Annotated in this window: 14 protein-coding genes; 6 read left to right on the top strand and 8 right to left on the bottom strand. The window is 40.8% G+C overall.

Translation table 11 applies throughout. The features are described from left to right. Window positions 1–283 precede the first annotated feature (283 nt). The 3 genes from FTV50_RS07095 to FTV50_RS07105 all read right to left on the bottom strand — a co-directional run bounded on the left by FTV50_RS07095 (window position 284) and on the right by FTV50_RS07105 (window position 3,614). A complete protein-coding gene (locus FTV50_RS07095) occupies window positions 284–1,603 on the bottom strand; it encodes an adenylosuccinate synthase (protein ID WP_078189071.1) in 1,320 nt (439 codons plus the stop codon). A gap of 66 nt (window positions 1,604–1,669) precedes the next feature. Beyond that, window positions 1,670–2,836 carry an ATP phosphoribosyltransferase regulatory subunit gene (locus FTV50_RS07100; protein ID WP_180023957.1) on the bottom strand — a complete coding sequence of 389 codons (1,167 nt, stop codon included), beginning with the start codon at window positions 2,834–2,836 and terminating at the stop codon, window positions 1,670–1,672. 322 nt (window positions 2,837–3,158) lie between these two features. Further along, window positions 3,159–3,614 carry an Lrp/AsnC family transcriptional regulator gene (locus FTV50_RS07105; RefSeq protein ID WP_078194390.1) on the bottom strand — a complete coding sequence of 152 codons (456 nt, stop codon included), beginning with the start codon at window positions 3,612–3,614 and terminating at the stop codon, window positions 3,159–3,161. A 142-nt stretch (window positions 3,615–3,756) separates the two neighbouring features. Here FTV50_RS07105 and FTV50_RS07110 point away from each other — a divergent pair, with 142 nt between their 5' ends. Both FTV50_RS07110 and FTV50_RS07115 read left to right on the top strand, forming a co-directional pair. Next, a complete protein-coding gene (locus FTV50_RS07110) occupies window positions 3,757–4,503 on the top strand; it encodes an AzlC family ABC transporter permease (RefSeq protein ID WP_180012236.1) in 747 nt (248 codons plus the stop codon). Beyond that, on the top strand, window positions 4,500–4,799 hold the full coding sequence (locus FTV50_RS07115) for an AzlD family protein (protein ID WP_180023958.1): 300 nt from the start codon (window positions 4,500–4,502) through the stop codon (window positions 4,797–4,799). The genes FTV50_RS07110 and FTV50_RS07115 overlap by 4 nt, the downstream gene beginning before the upstream one ends. Window positions 4,800–4,962: 163 nt before the next feature. Here the strand turns inward: FTV50_RS07115 and FTV50_RS07120 are convergent, their stop codons facing one another. After that, window positions 4,963–5,265 (bottom strand): hypothetical protein, encoded by a 303-nt coding sequence (locus tag FTV50_RS07120; RefSeq protein WP_078194432.1) that lies wholly within the window; start codon window positions 5,263–5,265, stop codon window positions 4,963–4,965. 199 nt (window positions 5,266–5,464) lie between these two features. After that, window positions 5,465–6,493 (bottom strand): type I glyceraldehyde-3-phosphate dehydrogenase, encoded by a 1,029-nt coding sequence (locus FTV50_RS07125; protein WP_180023959.1) that lies wholly within the window; start codon window positions 6,491–6,493, stop codon window positions 5,465–5,467. A gap of 574 nt (window positions 6,494–7,067) precedes the next feature. On the opposite strand from FTV50_RS07125, the gene alaS reads away from it, so the two are divergent. From alaS to csrA, 3 genes are all read left to right on the top strand, one after another. After that, complete coding sequence (gene alaS / locus FTV50_RS07130; protein ID WP_180023960.1) at window positions 7,068–9,761, top strand: alanine--tRNA ligase; 2,694 nt, start codon at window positions 7,068–7,070, stop codon at window positions 9,759–9,761. A 346-nt stretch (window positions 9,762–10,107) separates the two neighbouring features. Beyond that, the gene (locus FTV50_RS07135; RefSeq protein WP_078194395.1) at window positions 10,108–11,388 is read left to right on the top strand and encodes an aspartate kinase; all 1,281 of its coding nucleotides are present in this window, start codon (window positions 10,108–10,110) and stop codon (window positions 11,386–11,388) included. A gap of 248 nt (window positions 11,389–11,636) precedes the next feature. After that, complete coding sequence (gene csrA / locus FTV50_RS07140) at window positions 11,637–11,891, top strand: carbon storage regulator CsrA (protein WP_078189080.1); 255 nt, start codon at window positions 11,637–11,639, stop codon at window positions 11,889–11,891. 95 nt (window positions 11,892–11,986) lie between these two features. Here csrA and rnhB read toward each other — a convergent pair whose 3' ends face one another. Together rnhB and FTV50_RS07150 are read right to left on the bottom strand one after the other, a co-directional pair. Continuing rightward, a complete protein-coding gene (rnhB, locus tag FTV50_RS07145) occupies window positions 11,987–12,553 on the bottom strand; it encodes a ribonuclease HII (protein ID WP_180023961.1) in 567 nt (188 codons plus the stop codon). Between the two features lie 93 nt (window positions 12,554–12,646). Continuing rightward, entirely contained in the window at window positions 12,647–13,036 is a 390-nt protein-coding gene (locus tag FTV50_RS07150; protein ID WP_078189082.1) for a hypothetical protein, read from the bottom strand. A 212-nt stretch (window positions 13,037–13,248) separates the two neighbouring features. On the opposite strand from FTV50_RS07150, the gene FTV50_RS07155 reads away from it, so the two are divergent. After that, on the top strand, window positions 13,249–13,806 hold the full coding sequence (locus FTV50_RS07155; RefSeq protein ID WP_078189083.1) for a cytochrome b: 558 nt from the start codon (window positions 13,249–13,251) through the stop codon (window positions 13,804–13,806). Between the two features lie 52 nt (window positions 13,807–13,858). On the opposite strand, the gene FTV50_RS07160 is transcribed toward FTV50_RS07155, so the two are convergent. After that, window positions 13,859–14,233 carry a hypothetical protein gene (locus tag FTV50_RS07160; RefSeq protein WP_111885321.1) on the bottom strand — a complete coding sequence of 125 codons (375 nt, stop codon included), beginning with the start codon at window positions 14,231–14,233 and terminating at the stop codon, window positions 13,859–13,861. Window positions 14,234–14,270: the final 37 nt, after the last annotated feature.

A 14,270-nucleotide genomic window follows, 5' to 3' on the forward strand; every position in this document is an offset into this window, starting at 1 on the left:
AGGAAACCATCTTGCGGTGCAATGCACCTCACCGACAAAACTCGTTCACTAGTGTCAAATTATTCACAGTATTGCAATAACATTTTTAATTAAAAGTTGTCCTGTCTCAAACACTTGCGGATGACCTTACCGCGTATCATTCTTTTATTTGAATCAAATGGCACTTCGGATGTTACTGCGTTTATCAGTTAATAATACCTGTCGGTTTTTGAATTTTTATTCTTCGCCCTATAAAAAAAGCCCCGTTTTCGCGAGGCTTTTGACATCTTAATTCAACAGCACATTATGCGTCGAATGGATGACGTAATACGATTGTTTCATCACGGTCTGGACCAGTTGAAATGATGTCGATTGGACATTCAATCAATTGCTCTAAACGTTTCACATAGTTAATTGCATTTTGTGGCAATTGATCTAGTGATTTCGCACCGAAAGTAGACTCAGACCAACCTGGCATAGTTTCGTAGATCGGTTTTAAAGTTTCAAATGCAAGCGCATCAGAAGAACCTACACAACCAGAATCAGCTGCTTCGTAACCTACACAGATTTTCACTTCTTCTAAACCATCTAGAACGTCTAGTTTAGTTAAGCAAATACCAGAAAGTGAGTTTACTTCTACTGAGCGACGTAGAATTTCAGCATCGAACCAGCCACAACGACGTTGACGGCCAGTAGACGCACCAAACTCAGAACCGACAGTACCCAAGTGTTTACCGATTGCATCACCAACATCATTAGCAGCATCATAAACAAGTTCAGTCGGGAACGGACCAGCACCTACACGAGTTGTGTACGCTTTAGTGATACCCAATACATAGTCAAGGTGTAATGGACCAAGACCTGAACCAGAGCTTACGCCACCAGCAGTTGTGTTTGAAGAAGTAACATACGGGTATGTACCGTGATCAACGTCAAGAAGTGAACCTTGCGCGCCTTCAAACATGATTTTCTTACCTGCTTTACGGTAAGCATGAAGTTCGCCAGTCACGTCCATCACCATAGGTTCGATGACTTTACGCCATTCGTCACATAGAGCGATTACATCTTCAACTTTAACGGCTTCAACACCGAAGAATTGAGTCAATTGGAAGTTATGGTATTCAAGAAGCTCTTCTAGTTGAGCTTTAAGATGAGCACCACCACGAACCAAGTCAGCAACACGGATTGCACGACGAGCCACTTTGTCTTCGTATGCAGGACCGATACCACGACCTGTTGTACCAATTTTCGCATTGCCACGTTTTTTCTCACGTGCTTGGTCAAGGGCGATATGGTGTGGAAGGATCAACGGACAGTTTGGAGAAATACGTAGACGTTCACGTACAGGCACGCCTTCTTTTTCTAAAACTTCCATTTCGTGGATTAAAGCTTCAGGTGATAAAACAACACCATTACCAATTAAGCACAATACGTTGTCACGTAAAATACCAGATGGAATGAGGTGTAAAACAGTTTTCTTACCACCAACCACAAGTGTATGACCTGCGTTGTGTCCGCCTTGATAGCGAACTACCGCAGCCGCTTGATCTGTGAGCAGGTCGACGATCTTACCTTTACCTTCGTCGCCCCATTGGGTACCAAGTACCACAACATTCTTGCCCATAATAGCCTCATTGCATCATGCTGTTAAAATTGGAAAAAACGTGTGTGCCCGCAGGCACATCCGAGATTAAATTTGTTTGATTGTCCACTCGCCATTTGCATTCACCAACTGGTGCGTTGCATACGGTGCTGAGCTTAAATCATCATTACCTAACAATTGAACAACACTGAATCCTTCGGTACGTGCTGCTTCAATTGCCTTTAATAAATCTGCTTCGATGCCTTTTGGTGCAACCAAAACTTGGTTTTTCTGAACTTGACCTGCAGTTAATGCATATAGATCACAAGAGAAACCTGTCGCTGGACGCGCGCGACCGAAGTGTTCACCAATACCGTCATAGCGACCGCCTTGAGCCAATGGCGCAGCACGGTTTGGTGCATATACGGCATACATTAAACCAGTGTGATAATGGTATGAACGAAGTTCTACAACATCGATACCAATATGTAGTTCTGGCCAACGCACCTGAATTGCGGCTTGTGTCGATTTCACTGCATCAAATGCAAGTTTAAATGCTTCGTTATTTAAAACTTCAGCACTTAAATTTGCTTGTAACGCATCTAAATCACTTGCAAAACGACCTAAGGTATAAAAATCTTGACCGAATGGAAGCTTTTGTGTGAATTCAGCAAGTTCAGGTAGAGCTTTACGTTGATACAAGTCAGATAACTGACGTTCAACTGCTTTGCTCAAGCCAGCTTGTTTCACCATGCTGCGGAATAAACCGACATGCCCTAAATCAAGATGGATACCATCTGCATGACCTGCTTTAGCAAGCAAGTTGATCATGACATCAATCAGTTCAACGTCAGCATCAATGCTGTCTGAACCAAATAATTCTGCACCTAACTGTAAAGGTGCACGTGTGGTATTAAAACCCTGTGGTTTAGTATGTAGTACTGTACCAGCGTAGCAATAACGAGCTACACCTTCGACAGGATGTACATGCGCATCAATACGAGCCACTTGTGGTGTCATATCGGCACGCACACCAAGCAAACGACCTGAAAGTTGATCGATCACTTTAAAAGTGGCTAAGTCTAAATCTTGATTCGATTCTGAAAGAGAAGATAGAGATTCGATGTATTCAATGAATGGCGTGTACACCAACTGATAACCTCGAGATGCGAGGAAATCTAATGCTTCACGACGCAAAGATTCAATCACTTGCGCCTGTTCTGGCAGTACATCAGCTACACCATCAGGTAATAACCATGTCTCTGAAATGGGCATGTTGTAAACCTAAATTCTTGTCAGCGCGGAACAAATCCGCATAAAAAAATCGGGAGCACACCCGATTTCTCCTAGTTTAGCACGATAGTTTTACGCTTGCACACGACTTTTTCATAAAAGATGCTTCAGCATTCATTACTTCATAAACAGCTTTAATTTTTACAACTAAATCCATGTTTATGCTTAGATTTTAAAATCCTGTAAACGTTATTTTTTTTAACCATTTGATAAAAAATAATAAGCATCCTACTTTCTATAGATGAAGTTTTAAACAAAGTTATAAATATGATCAGGCTCAATAACTTAATTTAAGACACGAACATCAATCCAATGGAAGCGCTGTAGTTTGTTTAACGGCCTGTAACGGTATCTCTGTTTTTACATTTTGCACACTGGCGATCTGCGTTAAATGATGAATCTGAAATTTACGATAAGCTTCTAAATCTGCCACGACGATACGTAAGAAAAAGTCACAATCCCCTGCCATGAGTTGACATTCAACCACCTCAGGCATCGTTTGAATTGCTGCGACAAAATCATTCACGGTTTTTGCATCTTGACCTTTTAGCCAAATCCGCGCAAATACCGTTAAACTTAAATTCAATTTTGACTGATTCAGTAAAGCCACATATTTCTCAATATAGCCTTCATCTTCTAGTTGCCTAACCCGTCTCAAACACGGCGAAGGTGATAAACCAACTAGTTGGGCCAATTCATTATTTTGTAGTTTTCCATTTTGCTGTAATGCTTGCAAAATGCGTTTATCTATCTGATCCATCAATAAAGGCACTAAATTTCACAATAATCTTTATTTTAGCAATTTTATTGCACAATAAAAGCAATCTTCCATAAAATAGCTGCCAAATGCTGCTCAGATATCCATAAAATATTGCTTTCGATCTCGCTTCATGGAAAACGTCATGTTGATGTTTAGACAAAGTACACTCAATCACACCCACTCACAGCATTCTATTGAGTTTAAACGAGGTCTAAAAACATCTATTCCAATGCTGCTGGGCATTATTCCTTTTGCATTAGTTTTGGGTGCTCAGGCAACACATAAAGGATTTTCTAGTTTAGAAGTTCCGCTTTTGACTGGCCTTAACTTTGCCGGTGGTTCTGAATTTGCCATTTTGGAAGTTTGGACCAATCCCCCTAATATTCTCATGCTGATGTTTATTACGTTTTTAGTTAATAGTCGGCACCTATTAATGGGGGCGAGCCTTGTCCCGTATTTACGACATCTACCGAATCGTAAGGTTTATACCGCTTTATTTTTTATGTGCGATGAAAGTTGGGCTGTGGGTTTGGCTGATGCGCAAAAAAAATCTAATGTTTTGGGAATTCAGCGCGCCTTTAGTTTGATGTTCTATGCAGGCTTATGCTGTGCTCTATATTTGATGTGGGTTGGCTTTACCACGCTAGGGGCAATGATCGGGCCGATACTTGGCGATATTAGTCGACTTGGTTTTGATATGGCCTTCCCTGCTGTATTTCTTGTTTTACTGCGTGGCATGTGGAAAGGCTTTAAAGCGGCGCGTCCATGGCTGGTCAGTTTGATTGCCGCATCTTTGGCTTACTTGTATCTCCCTGCGGGCTGGTATGTTCCGATTGGCGCAGTTACTGGCATTGCTTCTGCATTTTTCCTAATTGGAGATGATGCATGATTCACGCTAGCACATTGATCGCAATCCTATTTATAGCCTTAACCACTTACCTGACCCGTATCTTGGGTTATGTGTTACTGAAAAACCGTAGCCTCACCAACAAACAACGTCAAATTATGGAAGTTGTTCCCGGCTGTGTATTGATATCAGTGATCGCGCCTTATTTTGTCAAAGATAATCCTGCCGATCTGATTGCGATAGCCATTACCCTATTTGCAGCATCACGTTTTTCGTTATTGCCTACCGTTGTGATTAGCATGCTTTCAGCAGCAGTATTAAGACAAATTTTGATTTAACTAAGTAATACGCGATCATGTTTTGAATAACGAAAGAACTACGATTTAAACCCAATGATGATGAATATTAGGAATCATCTTATTGGATAAAAAATACCCATACCTTGAGATCACATGCTTCATGCAGATATCGAGGTGTGGGCAGTCTTTTGTATTTTTTTGATTAGCTTTGGTCTGTCTTGATCACTTTTGCCAAAAGGTTCACCAACTCTGCATTTTGCAATTCAACTTGCTGTAATTTGTGAGTGGTCTGATCTAATACTTCTTGCTGGATATGCATTTTCTTTGCAAGGTCTTGCATAATTTCCAAGGTCTTTTTCAAGTTCGCTTCTAGATGCACCACTTTTTCCTCGAGTGGCAAGGTTTCATGCGCGGTAGATTGCGATACGTCACGATTAAACTGTAGCCAAATTAAAAAAATAACCGCCAGCGCCAATAATAAAATAAATCCCCAAAGTAACATCAACATCATGCTCAATACTCTTTATATATTTCTTTGACTTTCATCTTAAACAATAAATCAGCTGTGCTTGAATATTTTTTAAAGTTTTTCAATATTTTCGAGATACATCAACGTCATTACGCATGATTTTTCATCTAATTTTAGAAAATAAAAAACACCTACAAGCTAGTAGATGTTTTTTATATCGGATAAGTTTGAATTTTTAAAGAGAATGAAAGCTTTCACATAAATCGAGTAAGCGGTTCGCATAGCCCCATTCATTGTCATACCATGCGAAGACTTTTGCTTGTTTTCCTACCACCATGGTTTGATTCAAATCGACAATCAATGAATAAGGTGAATGATTAAAATCACTTGAGACCAAAGGTTCATCGGTTACTGACATAATTTCATGATAATCAAAACGTGCAGCTTTGCTTAACACTGCATTTAACTCATGCTTGGTGATAAGCGATTGGGACACAAAACTTAAATCGATTGCAGCAACATTGATCGTCGGTACACGAATCGAATAACCATCGATTCGATCTTCCATTTTCGGCATGACCCGTTTCAATGCCCCTAGAGCTGAAGAAGTCGTTGGAATAATATTTTGACCCGAAGCTCGCGCACGACGTAAGTCACGATGTGCATGATCCAATACAGACTGATCCGCAGTCACAGCATGAATTTCTGTCATGAGTGCTGTGTCTATACCAAAAGCATCATCAATAATTTTGACTAAAGGCACCAAAGCCTGCGTGGTACACGACACACTCGAAATAATTTGATCCGTCGCTTTGACTTCATGATGATTAACACCATACACAATTGCAGCATCAACACTGTCAAACGGCGCCGCACCAATAATCACACGTTTGGCACCTGCACCAATATGTTGTGTGGCTGCCTCTCGCGATCTAAATAAACCTGTGCATTCGAGTACCACATCGACATTCAGTTGCTGCCAAGGCAAAAGACTCGGCTGTGCTTCATTTAAAACTTGCACTTTGAGATGCGCTTGAGCACAAGAGATATCTAGAAAAATAGCGCCATCTTGTTCAAGAATTTCGACTTGGCCTGCAAAACGACCATGCGTGGTGTCATATTTAAACAAATGCACCATGGTTTCCACATCAGCGACATCATTTATGGCAACAATTTCATAATGAAATTCTTTTGGATTTTCAAACCAAGCGCGTAATACATTGCGTCCGATTCGACCAAATCCATTAATTGCCACTCGCTGCATGACCAATCCTTCGTTTTGAAACAAAAATAAAGCATCTATATGTTAATGGATTTCAACATGAAAACGTTATCATTTATTCGTTTAATGCTTATTGGGCTTTATTTTTATAAAACTTTAGCACCTGTATAGATCTAAATATTAGCTTTACTGAAAATGTACAGCACCAAGATCCAGTCCAAACACTATGATTAAATTGGATGTAAACATGCACATTCCCCAATGAACTAAAAAATATAAATGCAAAGCACCTTCATGTAGACCATTTATCAACATACTGAAGTTGAACATTTAAAACTTTTCAAGACATATAAATAAAACGCCGCAACAGTGCGCTCATTAGATTATTCAATGAATACTTTCAGCGTTCCAAAGGTTTAAAAATCTAAAAATATAGGCGCTAAATTTAAAACATATAAAAAGTCATAGAGATAGCCGAAAATCATTGGTCACTACACCTTTTTCCGTTATAATTTAGCGTTTTTAAATTTTATGTCAGCATCTCAAGCCAGCTTTAAAATTTTGTAAGACTTGCTTGATAGGCTATTACCAAATCGAAATTAGGAGAGACTTGGTTGTGAGTACTCGTTTTATGACATCAGCTGAAATTCGCGAAGCTTTTTTAAGCTACTTTGAATCGCAAGGGCATACACGTGTCGCGTCGAGTTCTCTGGTACCTGCCAACGACCCAACACTATTGTTCACAAATGCTGGTATGAACCAGTTTAAAGACTGCTTCCTCGGTCTTGAAAAACGTGACTACGTTCGTGCAACTTCTTCACAAAAATGTGTCCGTGCCGGCGGTAAACACAACGACTTAGACAACGTTGGTTATACAGCACGTCACCACACGTTCTTTGAAATGTTGGGTAACTTCTCATTTGGTGACTACTTCAAACGTGATGCCATCACATTTGCTTGGGATTTCTTAACCAACGAAAAATGGTTAGGTCTGCCAAAAGATAAACTTTATGCCACTGTTTACCATACAGATGACGAAGCATTTGATATCTGGAACAAAGAAATTGGTCTAGACGCTTCACGCATTATCCGTATTGGTGACAACAAAGGCGAAAAATACGCTTCAGATAACTTCTGGGCAATGGGCGATACAGGTCCTTGCGGTCCATGTTCTGAAATCTTCTTTGACCATGGTGACCACATTTGGGGCGGCTTACCGGGCACTCCTGAAGAAGATGGCGATCGTTTCATCGAAATTTGGAACAACGTATTCATGCAGTTCAACCGTACTGCTGATGGTGTTCTGCATGCCCTTCCTGCACCTTCTGTAGATACAGGTATGGGCCTTGAGCGTATTTCTGCAGTTTTACAGCATGTAAACTCAAACTACGAAATTGACCTATTCCAAAACCTACTTAAAGCTGCTGCTGAAATCATTGGTTTAGATACCACTGAACTTGAAGCAAAAGCGCAAGCAGAAAACAAACCAGTTGAATACCCTGCTTCACTTAAAGTTGTGGCTGACCATGCACGTTCTTGCTGCTTCTTGATTGCAGACGGTGTTAACCCGTCTAACGAAGGCCGTGGCTATGTACTTCGCCGTATTATCCGTCGTGCAGTACGTCATGGTAACAAATTGGGTGCGACTGGTTCATTCTTCTACAAAATGTTGCAGCCGTTAATCGAAGTGATGGGTGCTGCTTATCCTGAACTTGCTGCTAACCAGGCACGTATCGAAGCACAGCTTTTGAAAGAAGAAGAGCAATTTGCTAAAACACTCGAGCAAGGCTTGAAATTGCTTGAAGGCGAATTGGCAAACCTTAAAGGTTCAGTGATTCCAGGCGAAACTGTATTTAAACTTTACGATACTTACGGCTTCCCGACTGACTTAACAGCAGACATTGCACGTGAACGTGATTTAACCATTGACGAAGCTGGTTTCGAAGTCGAAATGGCGGCTCAACGTCAACGTGCGCGTGATGCTGGTAAATTTGCTGTCGACTACAACTCAATTGTGAAAGTTGAAGGCGAGACTCAATTTGACGGCTATGACGCAACTCAAGGCCAAGGTCAAATTGTTGCGATCTACAAAGACGGCGAACAAGTTGATGAAGTTTTTGAAGGTGACGAAGCACTAATCGTTCTCAACCAAACACCTTTCTATGCAGAAAGTGGCGGTCAAGTTGGCGATACAGGTATCTTCAAAAACGAAACTGGTATTTTTGAAGTTCAAGACACCAAAAAATCAGGCGGCGCTTTTGTACACCAAGGCATCGTGACCATGGGTAACTTAAAAGCGGCTCAAGCGGTCGAAGCGATTGTGAAAGCGGATATCCGTGAAGCAACTTCACGCAACCACTCTGCAACTCACCTATTACATGCAGCACTTCGCCAAGTTTTAGGTACGCACGTACAGCAAAAAGGTTCATTGGTTGCAAGCGAACTTTTACGTTTTGACTTTGCTAATGACCAACCTGTTTCATTTGAACAGCTTCAAGAAGTTGAACGCATTGTCAATGCCGAAGTGATTGCCAATACTGCTGTTTCAACTGAACTTTTAGACATCGAGGCGGCCAAAGAAAAAGGCGCAATGATGTTGTTCGGTGAGAAATACGGTGACGAAGTACGTGTACTTTCAATGGGTACAACCAAAGATGAGAAAAACTTCTCTATCGAACTTTGTGGCGGTATTCATGTAAAACGCACCGGTGATATTGGTCTATTCAAAATCACTTCTGAAGGCGGTGTTGCTGCAGGCGTACGTCGTATTGAAGCCGTTACGGGTACTAAAGCTGTTGAAGCTGCGCAAAAAGCAGATCGTGACATTCATGCAATTAACGACTTGCTGAAAGCGCAAAAAGATCAAACTTTAGAAAAAGTTGAAGCTTTGTCTCACACAGCATCTAGCTTGCAAAAACAAATTGAACAATTGAACCAAAAATTGGCAAGCTTCCAAGCCGCTGAGTTATTGAGTCAAGTTCAAGAGATTGCTGGCCGTAAAACATTAATCACCACGGTTCAAGGTGTAGATGCGAAATCACTTCGCAACTTGCACGACGGTGTGAAATCTAAGTTAGACAATGCTGTGATCGTGATCGCAGCGGTTGATGCCGACAAAGTGAGCCTCATTGCTTCGGTTGCTAAAGAATACACTGCTGCTGTAAAAGCAGGTGACATCATCAAACACCTTGGTCAAGAACTTGGCGGTAAAGGTGGTGGTAAACCTGATATGGCTCAAGGTGGTGCGCCTTATAGCGACAAACTTGAAGCGGTAATGACTGACCTCGTTACATGGTTAGCTGCAAAATAAGACCAAAAGTCCTATAGCTCAAAGTGACTCACCTCCTTTGAGCAAATCAACAGGTTTAAGCAGTGTGTTTTTTAATGCTGGATCCTGCTTAAACACTGTTGATGCGTGAAAGCGCAAACTCAATCATCATGTTGAAACCAATATTCAACCTCTGGCTAAATGATGAAAATGGAGTCTAAAAGGCTGGGTTCATGTGAATCCCCTGCAGACACAAAGTATCTATTTGAACTCCTCCTACCTTGGAGTTCATAAGCTACGTGGTATATTAAAATCGCGCCGAAGTGCGGTCTTAAAATATGTGTAAGTGCTTTAAGTCTTTAGACTTATTTACTTGGTAAGGATAGTTATGGCATTAATCGTTCAAAAATATGGCGGTACCTCAATGGGTACTCCAGAGCGCATTTTAAATGTTGCTCGTCGTGTAAAGCGTTGGCATGATCACGGTCACAAAGTTGTGGTTGTTGTATCTGCAATGAGTGGCGAAACCAATCGTCTACTTGCTTTAGCGAAAGCCATTACCGAAACCCCTGATCCACGCGAATTAGACCAAATGGTGTCTACGGGTGAACAGGTAACGATTTCTATGTTAGCAATGGCACTTAACTCTATTGGTGTTGAAGCTAAATCACTTACAGGCCGTCAAGTCGGTATTAAAACCGACAGCGCATTTACCAAGGCGCGTATTGAAGCGATTGATACGGATGTATTGACTTCAAACCTTGACGCTGGACGTGTCATTGTAGTGGCAGGTTTCCAAGGCTTTGATGCCGAAGGTAACACTACGACTCTAGGTCGTGGTGGTTCTGACACTTCGGGTGTTGCATTGGCCGCCGCACTTAAAGCTGATGAGTGTCAGATTTACACAGACGTTGATGGTGTTTACACCACTGACCCTCGTGTCGCTCCAAAAGCGAAAAAAGTTGATCGTATTTCTTTTGAAGAAATGCTTGAAATGGCATCACTTGGTTCTAAAGTCCTTCAAATTCGTTCTGTAGAATTTGCCGGTAAATACCAAGTGCCTTTACGCGTATTATCAAGTTTTGATAATGACGATGATGGCGCATTCGACGAAAACTTTAAACAAAACGTCGGGACACTAATCACCACTGAAGCGGAAGATAACATGGAACAACCAATCATCTCAGGTATCGCGTTCAACCGTGATGAAGCTAAATTAACTATTCTTGGTGTACCGGATAAACCAGGTATCGCTTCAAACATCCTTTCACCAATTGGTGATGCCAATGTTGAAGTGGATATGATTATCCAAAACGTTGAAGAAGACGGCACAACTGATTTCACATTTACAGTTAACCGTAGTGAATTATCAAAAGCGAAAGCCATTCTTGAAGCGACTGCACAAGAAATTGGTGCACGTGAAGTTGCAACTCGCGCAGACATCGTAAAAGTATCGATTGTTGGTGTTGGTATGCGCTCACACGCAGGTGTTGCAAGCAAAATGTTTACTGCTCTTGCAAAAGAAGGCATTAATATTTTGATGATTTCGACTTCTGAAATCAAAATTTCAGTGATTATTGATGAGAAATACTTAGAGCTTGCTGTACGTGCTCTACACACTGCATTCGGTCTAGACCGTGAAACAGGTGAATCAAGCGCACGTGCTTAATTAACCTTGCTGTGTGTCAAAATTTGTCATTGTTAGACAGATTTTGAAAAACATCGTAAAAATTCAGAGCCACTATAGTTTTTTTTATAGTGGCTCTGTTATATTAAACCTGAGGATTTTAAAATTTACTCAGTTTGCGACTGTCACAATGATTGTTTCAGATGCACTGCTAAATTTTTTGCTTTTACAAGTTATGAATTTTACATAACAGATCATTTGCAGGTTTTGCATTTTGCAAGGAGAGAAACATGCTGATTCTGACTCGTCGTGTCGGAGAAACATTAATGATTGGAGACCAAGTTAGCGTGACTGTACTTGGTGTTAAAGGTAATCAGGTTCGTATTGGCGTGAATGCTCCAAAAGAAGTATCTGTTCATCGTGAAGAAATTTACCAACGAATTCAACATGAACGCGCAATGCACGAACATCTCCAAAACATTGATCAAGAATATCAGCCATCTTTTGAAGAAACTGATTATTCCCAAAATAACTATAATCGCTAAGATTTAAGTTGTTTAAATCATAAAGCGGCTCATTAGGCCGCTTTAAATTTATCTAGAACATGCTTTTACTATAGACGTTCAACTAAGCTTTATTACTACCCTTCTAGAACTTTACGTACGGGACCAAAACTGCGGCGATGTTCATCAATCACCCCATACTGCGCAATTGCTTCAAAGTGTGCTTTGGTTGGATAGCCCTTGTGTTTCGCAAAACCATACTGTGGATATTTTGCATCTAGTTCAACCATTTCGTGGTCTCGAGTCACTTTTGCCAAAATACTCGCAGCCGAAATTTCAGGATGAATCGCATCACCACCTACGACAGCATCACAGCTCATCGCTAAACCAGCTGGGACTTTATTACCATCGACTAGCACGTGTTCTGGCTGTACATTGAGTTTTTCCACTGCACGACGCATTGCAAGTAACGATGCCTGCAAAATATTGATCTCATCAATTTCTTGTGCAGAACTTTCAGCAATCGCCCAAGCCAAGGCTTTTTCTTGAATCTCAATAAATAACTTTTCACGTTTTTTTTCAGTGAGCTTTTTAGAATCGTTTAAACCTTCAATCGGGTTATTTGGATCTAAAATGACAGCTGCCGCAACAACCGAACCCACCAATGGACCACGACCCGCTTCATCTGCACCAGCAATTTTCATATATCTCTCACTCAAAATAAAATACGACCCTTAATTTGGATTTGCTAATACTCAGCAATACCAATGTCTGGGTCGTATAAAATGTTCTAAATCTTAGTTTTTAAATGTTTCGATCACGCAAGCATTTAAAGTATTTGTCACGATTTTAGCCGCAAGATTAGCTTGTGAAGTTTTATCCATTGCTGCTACAACCAAATCCGTTGCAGTCACGCTAGTTGTCGCTTTCTCGCCTACACATGAACACACTTCAGTTTGTAGTTCAGATTTTTGAGTTTCTGTTAATAGTTTTGAACCTGTTTTCCAGTAGCTGTTGTTATTTAGCTCAGTCACGCATTTCGCTTGAACACCCACTTTAACAGCCATCATTGCCAAGCTGTTTGCTGAAGTTGTACCTGTAGATGTACTTGTACCTGTTGTACCAGTCGCAGCACATGCAGAAAGTACAAGCGCTAATGGCGCTAGAACAGCAACTAATTTTTTCACGAATATTTCCTTTGTTCTGTTAATTAACGCGCATATTGTGCCCCAAATCACACACCATCTGATATGACTATTTAAAATAAATTCGGTAGTTGTGTAGTTAATCATCAAAGCCTGTGTTGCATATTCACAACACAGTGTCCCGATTTTAAACGACGCATATTTTTGTGGTCTGTATTAGAATCTGCATAAGATTGGACGCTTAAATAATCAACATGAGCAATAACACACAATACTACACTCGAACAGCTCAGGTCTTACATTGGCTGATGGCGATCATATTCATCGTGGCATGGTTAATTGGCTTTTATAGTGGTAATTTTCTGAGTTATGACGTCGATGGCAGCTTTAAAGGGCAAGTCATTACCCTCCATAAAAATATTGCTACTACGATTATTTTTCTGGTGGTGATACGAATCTTTTGGCGCTATACCCACCCCGCTCCAGATTTACCTGACAACATGTCCTCCGGCATGAAAACCTTGGCACATTTGGGTCATTTAGCACTTTATTTTGTACTACTGGCTTTACCTATTACAGGTTGCTTATTTAGTTGGAGCGCAGGTCACCCGGCCCCTGTCCTGTATTTGTTTGAAATACCACGCTTGGTCCAAGATAATCCTGAATTACTTGCCATCGTGAAACCGCTACATATTTGGATTTCTTGGGCAGCAGGCTTGCTCTTAGTCGGTCATATTTTGGCAGCACTGAAACATCATTTTATTGATAAAGACCATGTGCTCAAAAGCATGACACGACAACCAAAACCCTAATAAAGACAAAATAAAAGCCACATCATGTGGCTTTTATTTTGAGCATCATCTTTTAATTCAGCACTTGCTGAGCACAGCCGCGCATACTATTCAAAACCGCTTTAGATATCAGTTTATTCTTTTCAGTTTCATTCACTGCAGCAGTCATCAGATCTTTCGCACCGATATCATCCATAGCATGCTCACTCACGCACTGACAAATCGCAGCTTGATTGTCTTTTTTCTGTTGAGCACTCATAAACAACGCAGCACCTTTCCAAATTTTAGAACTATTTAACTCTTGCGAGCATTGATATTCAATCACAGGCTTTAGCATACGCTGACTTAAACTTGATTTATCTGCACTAGCAGCGGATGAAATCAATACTGCGGCTAAAAATGTAATCGATGAGGCAAATATAGAGCGATTTGAATGAGAGAAAAGCATGATTTAGACATAAAAAAGGCAGTGAATATTCACTGCC

Origin of the sequence: Acinetobacter sp. YH1901134, from assembly GCF_013416965.1 — a bacterium.
GTDB lineage: Bacteria > Pseudomonadota > Gammaproteobacteria > Pseudomonadales > Moraxellaceae > Acinetobacter > Acinetobacter amyesii.

Excerpts from the sequence above, each read along its gene's own strand:
- FTV50_RS07155 (WP_078189083.1), top strand. The coding sequence starts at position 13,249 with ATGAGCAATAACACACAATACTACACTCGAACAGCTCAGGTCTTACAT.
- FTV50_RS07100 (WP_180023957.1), bottom strand. The coding sequence starts at position 2,836 with ATGCCCATTTCAGAGACATGGTTATTACCTGATGGTGTAGCTGATGTA.
- FTV50_RS07125 (WP_180023959.1), bottom strand. The coding sequence starts at position 6,493 with ATGCAGCGAGTGGCAATTAATGGATTTGGTCGAATCGGACGCAATGTA.
- rnhB (WP_180023961.1), bottom strand. The coding sequence starts at position 12,553 with ATGAAAATTGCTGGTGCAGATGAAGCGGGTCGTGGTCCATTGGTGGGT.
- FTV50_RS07160 (WP_111885321.1), bottom strand. The coding sequence starts at position 14,233 with ATGCTTTTCTCTCATTCAAATCGCTCTATATTTGCCTCATCGATTACA.
- FTV50_RS07135 (WP_078194395.1), top strand. The coding sequence starts at position 10,108 with ATGGCATTAATCGTTCAAAAATATGGCGGTACCTCAATGGGTACTCCA.
- FTV50_RS07105 (WP_078194390.1), bottom strand. The coding sequence starts at position 3,614 with ATGGATCAGATAGATAAACGCATTTTGCAAGCATTACAGCAAAATGGA.
- FTV50_RS07110 (WP_180012236.1), top strand. The coding sequence starts at position 3,757 with ATGTTGATGTTTAGACAAAGTACACTCAATCACACCCACTCACAGCAT.
- FTV50_RS07095 (WP_078189071.1), bottom strand. The coding sequence starts at position 1,603 with ATGGGCAAGAATGTTGTGGTACTTGGTACCCAATGGGGCGACGAAGGT.
- csrA (WP_078189080.1), top strand. The coding sequence starts at position 11,637 with ATGCTGATTCTGACTCGTCGTGTCGGAGAAACATTAATGATTGGAGAC.
- FTV50_RS07115 (WP_180023958.1), top strand. The coding sequence starts at position 4,500 with ATGATTCACGCTAGCACATTGATCGCAATCCTATTTATAGCCTTAACC.